Here is a 17,280-nt window from a genome sequence, read left to right on the forward strand (position 1 = left end):
TGGCCTTACTTCTTGATCATCTGGACTTTACCGACGCAAAAAACTCGGCAAGTCATCAGTCTCGTCTTCATCGACTAGCTCAAGTGAGTCATCGGCGCTGACCGGTTTAACACGCGTTTCTTCGCTAATGTGCATTTTAGCACTTTCGGGAACGGGTCTTTGACCAGCAATTCACGCGTTCCCTCGTCTTCAAAATCAAGGTCAATTGTGTCCAGAACTTGCGACACTTGGTGCTTGATTTGTTCTTGAGTGAGCGGTTTTTGCTGTTTTAGACCAGTTGCTATCACGGAAACTTGGATGTCGTTACCAAGACTTTCAACGATTGAAACACCGAAAATGATGTTCAATTCGTCACCAGCGGCTTTTTTGATCGTCTCAACGGCTTTGTTAGCTTCATCAAGAGTGATGTCGCCACCGGAGATGTTAATAATCGCATCTTGGGCTCCGAAAATCGAAGCTTCTAGAATCGGACTGGAAATGGCGTGAGTAGCGGCTTTAATCGCTTTGTCTTGACCGTTTGCTTTACCAATTCCGATCAAGGCTGGACCTTTGTTGCGCATGACGGTCGTCACATCGGCAAAGTCTAAGTTAATTAGCGCCGGAAGCGCAATTAAGTCGGTAATCGTGCGGACAGTTTGCTTAAGCACTTTGTCAGCGTACATAAAAGAATCTTTTAACGAAATGCTGCCAAACTGTTGAAGTAGTTTGTCGTTAGAAACGACAATTAGCGAATCGACTTCGGCGCGTAAGTTATCTAATCCTACTTTCGCGTTGTCAATCCGCTTAGTTCCCTCAAAAGCAAAAGGTGTCGTTACGATCCCGATTGTGAGTGCTCCGAGCCCTTTGGCGACCTTGGCGATTACTGGCGATGCGCCAGTTCCAGTGCCGCTCCCATACCCGATGCAATAATGACCATGTCTGCGCCTTCCAGTAGGTCGCGAATTTCCGACTCACTTTCCATCGCTGCCCGGTGTCCTTCTTCCGGATTAGCTCCGGCGCCTAAACCACGGGCACTTTTGCCAAGCGTCAATCGATCGTTTGCAATCGAGGAGTTAAGAGCTTGTTGATCGGTGTTAGCGACAATAAAATCCACCCCTTGAATTCCTTCTTGAATCATGGAATGAATCGTGTTGCTGCCACCTCCTCCAACTCCGATTACTTTGATTTTGACGATTGAATCTAAATGCTGTTTAGTTTCATCCATTTCTTCCTCCAATTCACTGGTAGATGCGATTCCAAATCCCCTTACCTTTTTGACTAACTAACTTAAAATCGCTTAGCAAGTCGGGATTTGTTTCCACGATTGTATCATAATGAACACCGCTAATTTGATCACTCTTCTCCATTAGTTTTGATTAGTCCTAGACTAGGCAGGTTGTGAGCGTTTCGCTCCACGAACGTCATGGGAGCGTAAGCTGACACGTTTTGTTGCCCTAGTCTTTGACGAGCAAATTCCTCCAAACCCTCTAAAATGCTTGCCTTACCAACGATGACAAACGGAAGATCCAAATACGTGAACCTAACTTTTTTCTAAGTAGCCGCGAACGACTAAAAGAATTCGAGCGAGGCGGATTTGGCAAAAATGGTTTAACCAACTGCTTGTTAGTCCAGGTTGATCTTGGGTAAGAGCAATCGACTGAGATGACTCTTTCCTTGCTAAATCAATGTTAACTAATAAAAGTCGCTCGATTTGCTCAGTTTCATAAGCAAGCTTTTGGCTGAGCGTTTCCAGTCAACTTAGGTAACGCTTTGGTCTAACCGGAGCATCAAAACTACGGCGTGTTTTTAATTAAAGTTAAGTAGGTGTGTTACCACTTAATCTAAGGTGACCACTCCTTGCGATTGAGCTCCATCGGACGCACTAGCTAAAGCGCGAGCTTGGGGAGTCAAAACAATTTGGTTAATTTTTAGTTCGTGGACTTGAACAAGTTTGTTGATAAAACTTTCAATTTGCCGACTAATTGTTGTCAGCGCCAGAATGGCAGTCAGTTTTTGACCGCGTTTATTGAGAGGTGCACTGTTGTAATTTTTGACCACTACATCGTGAACCTGAAAACGAAGTGGTTGAACTAAAATCAACGCTCGCTGACTAGTCGTGTTTTTCTCACGAACTAGTGCCAGCAAGTTATCAATGTCTTGCGTTGCACAAGTCCGTTAGGAATTTTAATTGACTGGCTAGTTAAGTTAATTTGTTGCTCCACTTCATCAAACGGGTCAAGAATAATTGAAACACGAGAGATTTTGCCACCAACTGATTTCTCAACGGATCGCAAAGTATCCTTAATGAAAAGGTGGTAATCGACCCAAGTAGACCGAGCGTTAAAGAGCTCAACCGTTGCGGTTGGCAATTTCTCGTAAACTTGGATGCTGATTGCATCTTTCTGAATTAAAAAGTTAGTGATGATGTTGCGTTTCATGTTTATTCTTAGGTTGTTTGGTGTTAATTAAAACACGGAGACGAGCCGAACGGGACCGTTTGTTTTTGGTTATTTCACTCGGTTCCGGTCGGAAACTTTTGGCGCGGTAGTTCGTAGTTTGAACAACCGGTAATTTGTTGTTTTCTTGGTCGGTCAAAGCGCTAAATTCACGTTTAACTATTCGATCTTCACAAGAATGAAACGTGATCACAAGCAACCTGCCTTGAGGATTAAGACGTTTGGTAGCTTGCTCTAACATGCTTTTGAGCCCGCCTAGTTCATCGTTGACCGCAATTCTTAGCGCTTGGAAAACTTGTCGAACGACATTTTTCCGGCGCACTAACGGAGCGGGCAGCGACTCCCTAACAATTCTCGCTAACTCAAGCGTAGTTTCAATTGGTCGCTTTGCTACCAGCGCATTCGCAACTCGGTGAGCGAGTTTTACATCTGCGTTATTCCGGAACAATTGCGCTAACTGATTGGCGCTCGAGTGGTTGACAATTTGGTGAGCATCAAGCGTTTGACTTTGGTCCATTCGCATGTCAAGCCGGGCGGCTTTGGAATAGGAGAATCCGCGGTGGGCCTCGTCAAACTGTGGGGAAGATACGCCTAAATCAGCCAAAATACCGTCAACCTTACCAACGCCAAGCCGATCAAGTTCTTCGTTAAGATAACGAAAATCTCGGTGTACAAGTCGGAAGTTAGTGCGGTTTTCTTGACTTAGTCTGCGCTGGCAAAACTCAATTGCCTGCAAGTCTTTGTCAAAACCGATTAACAATCCCGCCTGATCAAGTCTGGCTAAGATGGCCTGAGCATGAGAGCCCCGACCAAGAGTTAAGTCTAAGTAAATTCCCGTTGGTTTGATGGCTAGTTCGCTCAGAACTTTATCCAGCAAAACCGGAACATGCTCTGAATTAGAACTGACCGCCATCTTCCAACAGTTTTTGAGCTAACTCCTCAAGCGATTTTCCACCACTGTGGTCTTTTTGGAACTTTTAAACGTCTCGGCTGGCCAAAGTTCAACTTTGTTACCAACTCCGACGAAAACAACGTCCCTGGTGATTTGCGCTCCTTGGATCAAGTGGTCGGGCAACATGACTCGACCTTGACCGTCAACATTCAACTCGGCGGTGTTACCCAGCAAAAGCCGGGCGAAAATTCGCGCCTTAGAGTTAAGCATGTTGTTGCCAAGTAATTTGCTTTTCCACAAATTGAACGAGTCGGCGTCGCGTAGTTCGAGTACTTTGTCGGGTCCGATTGTAGCGTAAAAAAACCATTCCGAGTTCCTGACGGAGCTTCACCGGAACGATTACCCGCTTTTTTTGATCAAGTGACCGTTCAAAGTTACCGAACATATTTACCACTTTCTACCACAAATCACCACTCACATTATAGCGAGTTTTTTGGGAGAGACGAGTTTTTTTAAGTCGCTAAAGAAAACCATCCCCGGGTGAACCCGGTGGATGGTAAACAAAAAAATTAATCGTTAGTTTTATGAAGGTCGGTTCTTTTTTGGTACTTGACCAAGCGGTGGGGTACTTTTGTGCCGCTAACGTTGACTAGGTTAGGCAACTTAATAGCGTGGTGTGCCCGTCGCTTGTTTTTGCGAGATTTAGAAGTTTTTCGTTTTGGGACTGCCATCGGTACCTCCTCTTAGTTTTTGATTATAACACCAGAACCGCAACTAGACTTGTGATTTATTAACTCCGTCGTCATCGGCATTAACATCTAGCACGACTGTTTCTTCTAGACCAGCTTCTTTGATCATGCGCTCTTTTTCACGTTCAATCGCACGCAGTTGTTTTTTCTCGCGGGAAGTTAACTTTTCAGGCTCTTCAACAGCTGGTGGCTGATCTAAGTCAGGGGTCTGAGTAATTTCGCCTTCCTCGCGCTTAGTTTGGTATTCGTCTAAAACATCTTTGATGTTGGCCTTGTAAAGAAACAGCTCCTCGGGAATGTGGTTGAGCTCACCCGTAATGATGCGGGCAAAACTATCAATCGTGTCTTCCAAACTAACCGAAGCGCCCTGAATGCCTGAGAAACGTTCGGCGACGATAAAGGGTTGAGTTAAAAAGTTTTGCAAACGCCGGGCAGTCGCGACTATGTGTTTGTCTTCGTCAGTTAGTCCGTTGAAACCAAGAATCAAAATAATGTCTTGGAGCTGATTTAGTTGTTCAATGAACTCTAACACGCGCGTAGCGACTTCGTAATGGAGTTGGTGAACCGATCCGCGAGCCAGAAATTTGGAGTTAGATTCAAGCGGGTTAACAGCTGGAAAGCGACCTTGAGCAGCGATGTTTCGATCCAAAATAATTGTGGAGTCAAAGTGGGCAAACGCAGCTACCGCTGAAGGGTCACTCAAGTCGTCAGCCGGGATGTAAACCGCCTGCATGGAGGTAATTGAACCTTCTTTGGTTGAACCAATTCTCTCTTGAAAAATACCCATCTCCCACGATAGAGTCGGTTGGTAACCAACCGCGGAAGGTAGTCTTTCTAGGAGTGAAGATAGTTCGGCTCCGGCTTGAACGTAGCGGAAAATGTTGTCCACGAAAAGCAAAATGTCTTTTTTAAGCGTGTCACGGAAGTACTCAGCTACTTTGACGCCGGCAAAAGCAGCCCGGTAACGAGCTCCAGGCACCTCGTTCATTTGAGCATAAATGAAAGCGGTTTTTCCAGAAATTTAAGGTCTTTGGCTTCTTGCCATAGTTCGTGTCCTTCGCGCGTTCTTTCACCAATCCCAACAAACACCGACAGTCCATCGTGGTTTTTAATGAAGGAGTTGATTAACTCTTGAACGACAACAGTCTTACCGACTCCAGCCCCTCCGAGCAATCCAACTTTTCCACCGCGCGGAATTGGTAAAAGTAAGTCAATCACCTTCACGCCCGTTTCAAGTATTTCGTTGGAAAGCACGCTTTGGTAAGACTCTTTCTCAGTTCGTTCTACGTCAAGAATTTCCAGACGAGCACTAGCTTTGATTTTGTGTTCGCTAGCATCGTAAGGACGTCCGAGCAGATCCATCACCCGACCCAGAATTTCTCGACCAACGGGAATGGTCACCCCTAAGTTGTCAGTCGTAACCACATTGCCAAGTCCGGTTCCATCGACTTTAGTTAGGGCGTAAGCCCGTACCGTATTGGTGTCAATCAGTTGGGCCACTTCAAAAAATTCTTGCGAACCATAACTAGTGTCAACTTGTAAGAGAGCGCCAATTTTAGGAATTTTCCCGGTTCCAAAACGCACATCAATTACTTGCTGGTTAATCGCAACAATGCGACAATTAGTTTTCGGGTCGATTTTTTAGACCTGATTCGCGGAGTTTTTACTTGAGTTTTAGCCATTATTTACCTCCTAAGTTGCGCGCCACGTTTTTGTAAATCCGGCCGTCATCGCGAATGTCCCGGTAAAGTTCAACAAAACGGTCGTTTTTGCGGATGTGCGGGTACTGCATAATCAAGAAGTACTTGAGCATCGGCAAAACAATTTCGCGGTTGACTAACTCCGAAAAGGCTGGTTTGACTTCACTAGTTGAGATCATCTTACGAATGTGACGACCAAGAAAATCGTTTTCCATGTAGGTGTTAAGCAGTTTTTTGATGAAGACAATTTCGTGGTTGTTTCAAAAAAGTTAAGGTAGCCTTGCTTGTAAAGCGTCAAGAGCAGCGTACCAGTCTCGTAAAAAGTACATCTAACTCAGGTTGAATTAAAAGCGCCGTTAAAACACGTCCTTTTTCCAAAATTGTCGCGTTTTGACCTTGGGCTCCCCGGTCAAACGAGCTAATTTACGAGTTTCCTCATACTGAGAAATAGTCAACTTGAGTCCGCTCGACACGCTGGCCAAAGCTTTGGTTTGAGCTGCGGAACCAACCCGGGAAACCGAGAAAGGTACATCAATCGCCGGACGTTGACCGGAGTTGAAAAGTGTCTTAGAGGTAAAAATTTGTCCATCGGTAATCGAAATCACGTTGGTTGGAATGTAAGAAGTAATGTCACCAGCTTCAGTTTGAACAATTGGCAGCGCGGTTATCGAACCGCCTCCAAAGTTCTCGTTAAAGCGACCAGCACGCTCTAGCAATTTGGAGTGAAGGTAGAAAATGTCACCCGGGTAAGCTTCACGAGCTGGAGCTGAACGAATCAGAAGCGCCAACTCACGGTAAGCATCTGCGTGCTTTGAAAGATCGTCGTAAACAATCAAGACATCGTCGCCGTAAGTTTCCTGCAAGTACTCAGCGATCGTAGCTGCCACGAAGGGCGCTAACCATTTTTTGGTCGCGACTGTTTCGGCTGAAGCGGAAACGATCACTGAGTTTTCCAAAACTCCGCCTTGCTCCAATTTGCGGTAAACATCTAAGACCGAAGTTTTTTTCTGACCAATCGCTACGTAAATAACTTTTGTGTCTGAGCCTTTCTGAGCCACCATCGCGTTTAGGGCGATTGAAGTTTTACCAGTTTGACGGTCACCCAAAATTAACTCTCTCTGTCCGCGTCCAATCGGAATCGCTCAATCAACAGCCGCCAAGCCAGTTATTAGTGGTTGGTTGACGAAGTCGCGAGCGTAAATTGGCCGGGCAATTCGGAAAATTGGTCGACGGACTTTCGCGCTGGAACGTACTTTCGGACGATGGTCGCTCATCACTTGTCCGTCAATGTTAATGATGTTACCCATAATTTGCTCGGTAAATTCAATTTCAAACTCACGACCTGTCGGTTTGCAAATGTCGCCAACTTCAATTGGTTGCACGATAGAAACATCAAAAAGAGCAATGTCAGCGTTTTGTTCGTTAGCACGCATAACAATACCCCGGGTTTGATTGGGAAAGCGAACAATTTCGTTGAGAATGAAATTGTACTTTCCACTTACTTGGACGATGTAGTCCTTGATTTTTGTTACTTTGAGAGCCATAATTACCTTCCTTACATTCTACCCAATCGGCACGAAAATTCCGAGTACGACCAGTGTGAGAGCCGCGACAACGAAGACCGCAAAGACAGTCCGTGAAATTGCCAGCGAACGACTTGTGAGTATTTGACGAGAGAATTTACGTCAAGTTAGCGCCAAGCCGACCACGCTAATCATACTTAAAATTGCTCCGGCCACGATAATCGTGATTTTAGCGGAAGCGCTCGATTTGTAGACCGCTTCAATAAACTCACTACCGTAGGGAACTTGGAGCGACAAGTAGCGCACAAGGTCGCTTTTAAGCAAGTCTTCGGCGATAACCGGCGCTTGGTCACGACTGCTGAGTCCGCTGATGAAATAACGAATGTTGTAATAACCAGCGTTAACCCCGACACTCGTAATTGTGTTTGGTTCGTAAGCCGCATCTCCCAGCGCTTTGCGCAACACATTCTGGTCTTTCTTGCTTAGTTCGGGGTGTAGTTCCAAGTACTTAGTGATGATTGATTCAAGGTTACGACCGATGGCTAAATTTCTATGTAAGTTGAAGTGGTACGACCACCGAAGTACTCGTAACGGAAAACTTCATCGTTTTCCACAATCGCTCTAATCGCTTCCCGAACCACTTTGCGAATTTCATCCGCGTAATCGGCATTTTCAATTTTTCCGGCTGTGATTTCGTCAATGATTGTCCAAGGGCGCGGAAATTGCCGCCGATAATTTCGGTCAAGACTTTGTCAAGCAAATGGATCATGTTTTGAGCTAGACGCGCATTTTGGGGATCGCGGTAACTTTCGGGTTTAAGAATGTCGCCTTTGCCATCTAAAAACCAACTGATAAAGTTTTGGCGATCGGAATCCTCTAGGTAGCGGGAATACAAACCGTTATTAGTAATGAAAGTCAAAATTGAACCTAGTTCTTCGCTCCCGTTGCTTACTTTGGTAAAGTAGGCTGATTTAGCGTAGTAAAGCTGCATGTCTCTCAAAATCTCTGACATTTGACTCGTGTCAATCAAGCCCAAAACGTCGGGGTTAATCCCAATTGCATCATCGCGTTCAGTCTCTAAGTACTCGCCCATGTAAAGAGCTAAAACACCGCCTTTTAAAGTGTCAAAGTTGTCTTTCTCAAGTTTAAACAAAACGTTTAACGCTTCGCTAAGCGGTTGGGAAATGATGTGCATCACAATTTGAAGCGATTTTTTTTCACTCCGGTGTTGAAGTGTCGATGTTTGAACCATCAACGGGCGCTTTGTTTTTGTTCTTGACATCAGCATCCAAATCCCAAGGCAAATTTCTAGCGGCTACTTCCTTGATAATCTCGGTGATGATTTCTTGCATCTCCTCAGTTAAAGCTGCGCCGGATCAATAACGGACAATTGCGTCGCTAATTTGCATTAAATTTTGACCTTGAATACCAGTGTTATTGACGATTCTTTTCTCAATGAACGATAACTTGGTGGAGGTGTCGCTCATTAAGTAATAGTTCTGTTCGCGGAGGTTATCGGTAATCCCGAACTTTTTTTCCAACCAAATCGCGTAGCGGTTAGTTGAATCAACTAGTCGCTGAACAATGTTCTGCCCGGTATTAGGAATTAAAATCGGGTTTCCTTGCTCGTCAACTAAGTCACGACCCGTCTCAGGATCCTCGGCAACAAGTTGGTGGTAGACTTTGTTCTTGTTAATTATTCCGCCATTTTCGTCTTCGTAGTAACTTTCGTAGGTGACTGGAAAAAACGGGATATCCTTTAGCCAAAGGCGGGTTTGGGAACCAAGCCAGGTTGGGTTCAATGAAATATTGGTCAGCTGAGTCAATGCTTCCCGACCAGTTAGCGTAAACATAACCCACTATGTGTTTGTAAAGTTCGTCAATGTCGGCCTTGGCTTCGATGATAATAATTCGTTGTCCTTGGGTAATGTCTTCAATCGGGTTCACGCCAGTTGGCGGTTCAAAGAAAAACTTGTCACGTCAATTTTTGTTTTCGTAATTCTGCTCATCAGTCGGCGGAACTGTCGGGTTAATTTGCATGACACCCTTTTGCAAGATTAAATCAACTTGTAGTCAATTGACAGTTTTTCCACCGGTCGACAACTCGTGTACATTAGTTGAGATTGAAATTGGCGAGACTCCTTGCGCCACTTCGTTAAAATCGCGGGTATTAATTGCGAACTTGCTCGGATTAACTTCGATGTTTAGTTCGGTGTCAAAATTAATTTCCAAAATGTTGTTTTGACCGTCAAAAACATCGGAGCCCTTGTTATTAAACTTGAGCGATTCGCTCCACTTTTGTGCCGGGAGCCATAAAGAAGCGCAAATGTTCGGCTTCCTCAATTTTTTGCCCCATGGTTGGTACATCAATCTCTTGACGTCAGTTAGAAAGGTTCAGCGCAATGTTGAAACTGTCACTCGTGTCGCCCGGATCGTAAAGCGGCGCGCTAGGATCAAGCGGATCTTCGCGGTAAGGGTAAGAAGTGTCGTTAAAATTGGTAATCATTTTCATGTGATTTGGACTGAGTGAATTGTCAAGAATTCCGTAAGTGAGCGCTTGGACAGCCGAATCGCTCGTGTCAGATTCCACGCCAAAGTGAACTACTTGGTTTGAACTTGACGGTTTAATCATGATCTCTAGCGTTGAATTGTCGGCAGTTTTGGCTAGGCGAACAACATCGGTTAGTTTTTTGACTTCTGGCGTTTCCTGACTAGCAAAGTCATAAACGTGTCCATCAAATCTGTCGCGAATGAAAATCGTGTTGTTATCAGCTAATTCTTGAAGGGTAAAGTCAGAATCGCTACTGCTAACTAGGTCCTTTAATTCGTTGTTTTGGTTATTAAGAATTAGTTGGTACTCGCCCGACTGGGAATCAGGATCGTTTTCGTCTTTGAGACTAAAAACGTAACCTTCGTTGTCTGGCACTTGGGCTAAGTTAATTTGCGCCACTTTGTACATGAAATCGGTTGGAATGGTAACTTGGGCACCGCTGACATCCGTTGCGCTAGCGCTAAAAGTGTCAACCACGCTCTCTGGGCGACGAATCTTAAGATCAACATCGCGGCCAAGCACCTTGAACTGGTTCAAAGTTCTGAAAGCTTTGTTAACTTCTGTGCGGTTGGTAAATTGCGTTTCTAAGCGCTGAGCGCGCTCTCTGATGCCGGGAATCTCGGGAGCATTAATCGCCGCGACAATCGTGATTAAGGCGTTATCGTAGATGCCCCGAATTTCATCGGAGTAAATGTCTAGAGCTACCAGACCCCGGATCAGCGCTTGAACTTGACGCGTGTTGTTGTTTTCCGTCGGTGAAGGCAAAGTAGGAATCGTGTAAAGAGTCTGGGGAGTGTCTCCATCGGCAAGTGGTTGAATCGCTTGCCCAACCGAATGAGACGGAGATTCTAAGGTGCTGGAATGAGCAAGAGCTAATCCGCTTGAACTGAAAAGAGTTAAAGTGCTCGCAAAAACCGTCGCTATTCAAGAACGTAATTTCATTAGGCCAACTCCTCCTGCAACAACGTGCGGTTTTCCCGGATGATGCGCCTAATCATCACATCCAACAAATAGTGGCGAACAAGCGAATTACGGCTTGTTCGTAAGCATCTTCTACGTCAAGTCGTTGTTCGGCTTGGAGAGCCGATTGCTTAGACAAGTCAGTTAACCGACGGTTAGCCAGTTGAATTTCCTTTTGAATCGCTGAGTAGTAAGAGCTAAAAATGTCGCTCGCTAGAGCTGACTTAACTAAACGAGGATCGCGGTCAGCGTAAGAGCGAATTAAGTGCGAAATGTACTGAATATCAACGTACTTAAGGTCTTCCGAACACATTAGCAATAACCCTTTTTGACTAGCAACAAAGAAAACACTTGAAGCTAGAAAGTCGTAATACTTATCAAATTCGTCCCAAACTCTAATCCAAGTCGTTTCGTAAGATCCGACTGTTTGCTTTTTAGACTCGTCGGATAAATCAAATCGCAAAACGCCCTGAGTGAAGTTAAAAAGACGCACGCGGGTTGGTTTCGCCGCGAAAACTTCGTTAAAAACTCGCGAAATTGAAATTAATTCCAAAGGTTTAAGCATCGGACCTCCTTTTTGGGACTGGTTGATCATCTTCTAATCCGATCACCGAGAAGGCCACTGCACTCGTAATCAGTTCGTTGGTAATGTTTTCTTTCCGAACTCTTTGCATCATCGCTTGGACGCGTTCAACTTCGCTCTTAATGTTGTTTTCTTTGTCTTCAAGCGACTGAAGTTCACGGGTTTTTAGCGAAAGGCGGTACTGAATCATTGATTCATAAACTTTCAGTTCAATCGCCAACTTAGCAATTCTCTCAGCCACCGAACTTAAGTCACGTCGTCAAGTCACTTTACTAAGGTCAATCTCTTCAATGATTGAAATTGCTGAACCAAAGTTTTCTCAGTCGTGTTTAGTTAATTTCTTAGTTTTGTTCTCAAAGGGGTAAATACTTAGAGACACGACTCTTTGCTCAATAGCGCTCAAGTAAATTAGTTGGGCCTCAACGAACATCAAGTCGCTGTAACCGCGGTAAATTTGCCAGGAAATACGCCGGTAAATTGAAGGATCATCAATGTCTTGGAGACTCATCTGTTTAGCTACATTGATTCCGCGCTTTGTCAAAAAGTCAGCTAACTCCCGACCGATGACAACGTAAATATCGTTAGCAGTGTGATTTTTGGAAATGTATTCGTTAATTAACCGGTGGGCATACTTTCCTAGGCGATCCGAACTTGGGTTTGCCATTACAAAGTAAAGATTGCGTTTCTTAGGCACTCGCGACTTCTCAACTAGGAACATAGCCGGCTCGTAAACGTTGTACTTCCGGTACAAATCAATCATGTAATTGTTGAAAACGGTGTAAGAAAAGTTGATTTGGTCAATCTTGTCTTTGATCTCGCCAATTTCACGAATGATCTGGATCTTTTGGATGTTAATCACGCGGGTGAATTCTCCAAAAGTCTTGATCCGATTTTTGAGTTGTCTTAAATTAGCCACTAATCCGTTCCTTTACCGATTGCGCCACCACGCTTCATGCGACGTGATCCGTCAGTTTTGCTTTTAGCGCTAGAAACTGACTTTTTGGCTTTTTGCGATTTAACGCTCGAAGTTGAAGATTTTTTAAGCGCCTTTGCCCGACTTGTTTGAGAAGTCGGTCTTTTGCCTTTGTTTCGCTTAGAAGAAGTTTTTTGGCTAGAGCCCGTAGTTGCCTGACTTGGAACAACTGTTGGCAGTTCGTTATCTAGGTGAGTTGGGTTGGTTAAACTCAATTGATCCTCTTCAAAGTGACGAGAAGATTTTTGGCTTTTTTTGCTAGACTGCCCTGAACTCTTGCGGATCTTTTTGGCAAACCAACGTTTAGTAACCACAGGTGCATCGTCTTTGGTAGAAACAGGGTTTTTAACCACGACTTTGTCTTCGGTCTGAGGACTAAACTCGTCATCAAGAGCAGTGGTTGGCAATGTGCTTTCGTGTTGCATTAGTTTAGCGTCAAATTCAAGTGTTTTTTCCAGGGTTTTTTCGGCTTGAATCATTTTCTTGCGCTCTAATTTGCGGCGCTCACGGCGCGCTTTAAGAGAATCGCGCTTAGATTTGCGCGGTCTTCCGTCATCTTTAGCTCGAAATCCTTCGTCTGGTTGAGGAGAAGGTTTACGACGAGTTTTGGCGTCAGCTTCTTCTTGAGCAATCTTAGCCAAAGTTTGCTGCATGTTAACCACGTCGTCACTAACAGCCACAATTTGTTGTTTTTGCTGGTCTTGGTAAGTTTGGAAATCATGGTTGAGACGAACTAGTCTTTCGTGTGAATACAGCAAAATCGTGCTTCGGCTCTCAAAGTTAACGCGCGCCAAGATGAAATCACCTAGTTGAACATAGTAACCGCGACGTACGTTTTCGTCTAGAGCAAAAGTAAAGTTTTCCACGATCGGACGGTCGCTGATACTTAGTTTGTTGTCTTTGACTAGACGATCAAAAAGTTTTTGCCAAGAAATGGCACGTATTTCGGAAACAAACTTCGGACTAATTCGCGAAGCCAAAAGAACTTTGTCAACGTAAACAACTACCTCAAAGAAGAGTTCGCTTGAAATCTCAACGCCGACTCCAGTTGATAAAGTCGCAAAAATTTCGTCCGTAAAAATAGTGATCACATCAAGCACTTTGTCCACGTCTCAATTACGATTGAAGTTGATTAAAGAGAGTTGAACGCTATGAAAGATAGTCCCACGTAAGCACCGCTGTCAATTACATCTTGGTAAGTTGCGTTGATGCGACGGCGCGCCAGATCGTAGTTTTGAGCGATTGATTCGCGAGTTAACTTCATCAACTCTTCGTTTTGACGATCGTTTTGCGTACTATCGATCAGGAAGTTCATTGAGTCAGTAGTACGAATAATTTCGGTGAAACTTTCGCGACCTGGGTCTTGGTTAAAAGGGATCGTTTTTTTGATCGAGTTCGTTTGACACGCCAGTTTCGGCTAACATGTCCTCTTGATTGTTCTTTTTGCTAAATAAAGCCATTACCTTACCTCCGTGGTAGTCGTTGTCGGACTAACGAGCGTTGCTTGACGACGATCTGTTAAGTGTTTAACAAACCCGTACCCGACCAAGTAAATTAAATCAATTGTAATACTAATCATCTCAGGTGCAAGCGCGATGAGCAAAAAGAGAACGATTAGTTTATCGGCCACGATGTTCATAATTGCGATCGTGTTTTCCACGAAAACAACTGTGAAAACTAGACCGACAATCGCTGCCGTGGCGGCCATGCTAACTCCGATGAGAATTCGGAAGTACTTTGAAAAAGTGATTAAGTTGCTGAAATGAGCCCAAGCCATACCGCTTACGACCGTTAAGCAAGTCACGAACAAAATCGCGTAAGACATCGTAGCGTACTCTTTGGCGTGCGGATAAATAACGGGCAAAAATTCAACGGCGGTTAAACCTACAAGAGCAACTGCAATCACATAAGAGCGCAGTACCAACTCGTTAATAATCGGGTTGGTTCGGGGAATATTTCTTAACCGAGCGTTAATAAATAAGTAGAGCATGAAAGCCAGCAGAAAAGCGCTGTCTATTCCGACCACTACTCAAAGCAAAGTTTGTCATTTGATACCAAAGGCAAATTTAATTGAGATTGCCAACATAGCACTGAAAGTGACTGCGGTTGGAAGAGCGCCCAAATAGCGGTAAACTTTTTCAAATACTTCGCTTGCTAGAGGGATTAAGCTTTAGAGTGGCAGCAATGCCAATTGCCATAATGGTAACGCCAATTACCCAAGGCAAAAAAGCTCCGAGCATTATGTCAAGTTGCCTAATTTGACTAACGTCGTAAAGGCGCCAAATTAAGTACGCGTTTAAACTGACAACCACCGGCCCAATCAACGTAGCTAGTGTGCGCCATTTTGCGTTGGGATAAATTCTTGAACGAGCCAAGTTAAGAACAAGAGCGTAGAACGAACTGGACACAGCCATAACGATTTGCAAAATCACAATTATTCAAAGTAGGGAGCGGTAATCGGGTCCTTCCATAGTTTCTATCAAGGATATCCCGTCAGCAAAGTAACTGGCGCAATTAAATAACCTATCATCTCCCAGAAACTGATTTTATGGGGTCGACTCCGGGACCAGAACTGAACTACTCCACAAACAAAAAGGAGCGATATAAGCGTTAATCAGTTGATTAAGATCATTGGGCGTTCACCCTCTCAAAATTTAAATCGGTTAGCAATGTAATGAGCATCATCGTTGCCAATGGCCGAGTAGACGACAAAACCGATCACAAAGCGTGGATGATCACTATTAGCAAAACGTAAAGACGTTGACTAAAACGACTTCTCTGTCGAAATCCAACTGGCAGCATGTATGGTTCAATACTCATCACGTTTGCGATCCGAGTATTGTTATCAACGACGCTTTGGTTAATGTTTGCCATGTTGCTCCTTACTACTACTTTCCCTAGCCGTTAGTCGGTCGCGGCTGAGCAAAAACAATCGTTTGCTCGTAAGCCTCGCGACGACCAGCCCTTTCAAGGTGAACAATGATCCGGGTGTCTCTCCGACCAACTTGAGGGGGCTGATAATCAACCCGGTAATTAATGTCCTTAGGAATGCCACGAACCATTTCGGAGTAACTTCTAAAACTGGTTCTCCGCTTAGATCCACCGCAATTTTAATTAGATTGGGCGAAAAGATTCGGGCGTTAGAAAACATGTTTTGGTCGCGAAGCGAGTTTTTGTGCTCCTCACGGCTTTGTTTAAAAGTGATTTGTTTACCAATGATGACAGATTTGGTCAAGGTGCCAACTTTCACATTTACCTCAACCTCTTTCGCGTTAGCGGGCGGACGTAAGTACCGCACCGATAAAACTCGGAAACGAGGGTTTACCTCAAACAATCCGGCTGGTAGGTGACTGGTCGGGAAGGGAGGCAGTAAATCCTGGTTGATTTGAATGTCGCCTGGACCAATTTTTCCGAGTTGGTAATCATTGTACGACTCGTTAAGTTTGATCCATTTTTCAAAGGGTCACTCCACTAGGTTATTACCATAGCGCTCAACGGCAATAATTCGAAAAGTCGCGTAACGCGAGTCATCTTTAAAACCAACGAGTTTAATGTCCTTGATTGACTCGTACCGGTAGCCGGGCACGATCGTGGTAGATTTTTTAAGTTCGCGATCCAAAGTTTCATCTCCGCGGTAAAGATCGTGTAAAACGACTGGATCATAAAAACGACTGCTAATGTCAACCGAACGTTTTCAACTCGAATTGTTTGCCAACGACCGCTGACATATTGTCGCTTAGAGTACTTGAACTCTAAACGTTTAGGAATTAACAAGTTGACAGAACGATAGGAAACGACTAGCGTCATGTCAACAAAACGATCGTCCTCGCGAATTTGGTCGTAGTGGTATTCCACGTCAACTAAGCGCAGATTTTGGATCGGACCTTGGTAACTGAACTGCTCAGCCCGAATAAACGTGGGCGGAGCTAAGCGGTTAAGGGGCAAATAAACAAAGTCGCGTGGTTTGATTCGACTGACAAGATTTTCAGCTTCTTCGCGAATGGTCTGACCAAAATCAAACTCAACTTGTTCGTTAAAAATCCGACCGTCGTAATAGTACTCAACTTGTAGGTAAGAACGGGTTTCATCAATGCTTGCCGGCGGCATGTAGATTACTTTTCGCAGTTTGGCCCCTGATTTAGCCGTCACGATTGAACTACTAATTTTGATAGGCGGAACACCCCTAACAAAAGAACGATCAACGCTGTAATGTTTCACTTGATTGAGTGGAATTATTAGTCCCTTTTCAATCGCAACTTCTGTGTCAACGGTGATTTGACTAGTTTGCGCTGGTCGATCAACTTTGATGTACTGAGTTTTTTCAACTTGAGGTTCAAGTCTTTTTTCAACCGAGTTGCTAGTGATAATCGGTAACTGGACTTTGTAAGTTTTTTCAGTCTCGGGTGACTCGCTCGAAAGATGGTACTCAATCATGGCGTAGCCTCGGAGATTTTCGCTCTCGGTGTCAAAGTTTTTAGGCACATTGATAAATGGTTTGGCCGAGTAGACCACCCGGTCTACGACCACGTCCTCATATTTAGCATCAATGTCTTGCGGTTGAAGATGACGGTAATTTTTCTTGATCAACGAATCTGGGCGAATCTCAAACGAATCAGGACGGCGAATTTCTTCAAGACGTTGGTTTCAAGTGTAGGCAAATGGCAAATCAAAAATGTTGTTAACTCGATCGCCAGTTTTGCTTTCGGCTAAAACTTCTAAACGACCAACCTTTTCGTTGCCAACCGGATGGCGGTAATCAAGACTGATTAAGTTTCAACCCTTACTCAAGGTAAGGTCTTTCTCAGTCACATTGGCAAGCGGATAACCAACTAGCAGTTGCTCGTTAAAAGCAGCTACAATCTGTTGATTTTCCGATGAATTAACTAGTTTTACTTTCATAATAGTTTACCACAC

At 44.4% G+C, this 17,280-nt stretch carries 23 protein-coding genes and 1 pseudogene; all 24 read right to left on the reverse strand.

Going from position 1 to position 17,280, the window contains the following annotated elements:
- Window positions 1-74: 74 nt before the first annotated feature.
- Window positions 75-662: a hypothetical protein gene (locus CSH31_RS04595; protein WP_236630684.1), complete on the reverse strand. Its 588-nt coding sequence runs from the start codon at window positions 660-662 to the stop codon at window positions 75-77.
- 93 nt (window positions 663-755) lie between these two features.
- Window positions 756-902, reverse strand: a pseudogene (locus CSH31_RS04600) (cell division protein FtsZ); the annotation flags it as partial.
- Window positions 860-1,204, reverse strand: coding sequence for a hypothetical protein (locus CSH31_RS04605; protein ID WP_236630685.1), 345 nt, complete (start codon window positions 1,202-1,204; stop codon window positions 860-862). The pseudogene CSH31_RS04600 and the gene CSH31_RS04605, both read right to left, overlap by 43 nt.
- The gene (locus CSH31_RS04335) at window positions 1,191-1,346 is read right to left on the reverse strand and encodes a hypothetical protein (RefSeq protein WP_161565638.1); all 156 of its coding nucleotides are present in this window, start codon (window positions 1,344-1,346) and stop codon (window positions 1,191-1,193) included. Before CSH31_RS04335 ends, CSH31_RS04605 begins: the two co-directional genes overlap by 14 nt.
- Window positions 1,347-1,815: 469 nt before the next feature.
- The gene (locus CSH31_RS01155) at window positions 1,816-2,124 is read right to left on the reverse strand and encodes a hypothetical protein (RefSeq protein ID WP_128008536.1); all 309 of its coding nucleotides are present in this window, start codon (window positions 2,122-2,124) and stop codon (window positions 1,816-1,818) included.
- Entirely contained in the window at window positions 2,112-2,417 is a 306-nt protein-coding gene (locus tag CSH31_RS01160; RefSeq protein ID WP_128008537.1) for a hypothetical protein, read from the reverse strand. Before CSH31_RS01160 ends, CSH31_RS01155 begins: the two co-directional genes overlap by 13 nt.
- Window positions 2,395-3,348, reverse strand: coding sequence for a 16S rRNA (cytosine(1402)-N(4))-methyltransferase RsmH (rsmH, locus tag CSH31_RS01165; RefSeq protein WP_128008538.1), 954 nt, complete (start codon window positions 3,346-3,348; stop codon window positions 2,395-2,397). Before rsmH ends, CSH31_RS01160 begins: the two co-directional genes overlap by 23 nt.
- Before the next feature lie 18 nt (window positions 3,349-3,366).
- A complete protein-coding gene (locus CSH31_RS01170; protein WP_161565639.1) occupies window positions 3,367-3,627 on the reverse strand; it encodes a hypothetical protein in 261 nt (86 codons plus the stop codon).
- Window positions 3,628-3,896: 269 nt separating this feature from the next.
- Window positions 3,897-4,058, reverse strand: a complete 162-nt coding sequence (rpmF, locus tag CSH31_RS01175; RefSeq protein WP_127942688.1) for a 50S ribosomal protein L32 — start codon at window positions 4,056-4,058, stop codon at window positions 3,897-3,899.
- 43 nt (window positions 4,059-4,101) lie between these two features.
- A complete protein-coding gene (locus tag CSH31_RS04920; RefSeq protein ID WP_345775166.1) occupies window positions 4,102-5,055 on the reverse strand; it encodes a hypothetical protein in 954 nt (317 codons plus the stop codon).
- On the reverse strand, window positions 5,010-5,660 hold the full coding sequence (locus CSH31_RS04925) for a hypothetical protein (protein WP_345775167.1): 651 nt from the start codon (window positions 5,658-5,660) through the stop codon (window positions 5,010-5,012). Before CSH31_RS04925 ends, CSH31_RS04920 begins: the two co-directional genes overlap by 46 nt.
- A gap of 97 nt (window positions 5,661-5,757) precedes the next feature.
- Window positions 5,758-5,991 (reverse strand): hypothetical protein, encoded by a 234-nt coding sequence (locus tag CSH31_RS01185; protein WP_128008540.1) that lies wholly within the window; start codon window positions 5,989-5,991, stop codon window positions 5,758-5,760.
- 141 nt (window positions 5,992-6,132) lie between these two features.
- Window positions 6,133-7,320 (reverse strand): MMOB1660 family gliding motility ATPase complex subunit, encoded by a 1,188-nt coding sequence (locus CSH31_RS01190; protein WP_128008541.1) that lies wholly within the window; start codon window positions 7,318-7,320, stop codon window positions 6,133-6,135.
- A gap of 18 nt (window positions 7,321-7,338) precedes the next feature.
- A complete protein-coding gene (locus CSH31_RS01195) occupies window positions 7,339-7,803 on the reverse strand; it encodes a hypothetical protein (RefSeq protein WP_128008542.1) in 465 nt (154 codons plus the stop codon).
- A 46-nt stretch (window positions 7,804-7,849) separates the two neighbouring features.
- Window positions 7,850-8,551, reverse strand: a complete 702-nt coding sequence (locus CSH31_RS01200) for a hypothetical protein (RefSeq protein ID WP_161565640.1) — start codon at window positions 8,549-8,551, stop codon at window positions 7,850-7,852.
- On the reverse strand, window positions 8,469-9,101 hold the full coding sequence (locus tag CSH31_RS01205; protein ID WP_128008544.1) for a hypothetical protein: 633 nt from the start codon (window positions 9,099-9,101) through the stop codon (window positions 8,469-8,471). The genes CSH31_RS01200 and CSH31_RS01205 overlap by 83 nt, the downstream gene beginning before the upstream one ends.
- Window positions 8,992-9,531, reverse strand: a complete 540-nt coding sequence (locus CSH31_RS01210; RefSeq protein ID WP_161565641.1) for a hypothetical protein — start codon at window positions 9,529-9,531, stop codon at window positions 8,992-8,994. Before CSH31_RS01210 ends, CSH31_RS01205 begins: the two co-directional genes overlap by 110 nt.
- Window positions 9,532-9,571: 40 nt before the next feature.
- Window positions 9,572-10,792 (reverse strand): hypothetical protein, encoded by a 1,221-nt coding sequence (locus CSH31_RS01215; protein ID WP_128008546.1) that lies wholly within the window; start codon window positions 10,790-10,792, stop codon window positions 9,572-9,574.
- A 575-nt stretch (window positions 10,793-11,367) separates the two neighbouring features.
- Complete coding sequence (locus CSH31_RS01220) at window positions 11,368-12,309, reverse strand: F0F1 ATP synthase subunit gamma (protein ID WP_161565521.1); 942 nt, start codon at window positions 12,307-12,309, stop codon at window positions 11,368-11,370.
- The gene (locus CSH31_RS01225; protein ID WP_128008547.1) at window positions 12,309-13,475 is read right to left on the reverse strand and encodes a hypothetical protein; all 1,167 of its coding nucleotides are present in this window, start codon (window positions 13,473-13,475) and stop codon (window positions 12,309-12,311) included. The genes CSH31_RS01220 and CSH31_RS01225 overlap by 1 nt, the downstream gene beginning before the upstream one ends.
- Window positions 13,476-13,498: 23 nt before the next feature.
- On the reverse strand, window positions 13,499-13,681 hold the full coding sequence (locus CSH31_RS01230) for a hypothetical protein (RefSeq protein WP_128008548.1): 183 nt from the start codon (window positions 13,679-13,681) through the stop codon (window positions 13,499-13,501).
- A gap of 144 nt (window positions 13,682-13,825) precedes the next feature.
- The gene (locus CSH31_RS01235) at window positions 13,826-14,452 is read right to left on the reverse strand and encodes a hypothetical protein (protein WP_148668993.1); all 627 of its coding nucleotides are present in this window, start codon (window positions 14,450-14,452) and stop codon (window positions 13,826-13,828) included.
- A 774-nt stretch (window positions 14,453-15,226) separates the two neighbouring features.
- Window positions 15,227-15,838, reverse strand: coding sequence for a hypothetical protein (locus tag CSH31_RS04340; protein WP_161565642.1), 612 nt, complete (start codon window positions 15,836-15,838; stop codon window positions 15,227-15,229).
- Window positions 15,838-17,265, reverse strand: a complete 1,428-nt coding sequence (locus CSH31_RS01245; protein WP_128008551.1) for a hypothetical protein — start codon at window positions 17,263-17,265, stop codon at window positions 15,838-15,840. The genes CSH31_RS04340 and CSH31_RS01245 overlap by 1 nt, the downstream gene beginning before the upstream one ends.
- Window positions 17,266-17,280: the final 15 nt, after the last annotated feature.

The organism is Mycoplasma sp. ATU-Cv-508 (genome assembly GCF_004011945.1).
Lineage (GTDB): Bacteria > Bacillota_I > Bacilli_A > Mycoplasmatales > Metamycoplasmataceae > RYZV01.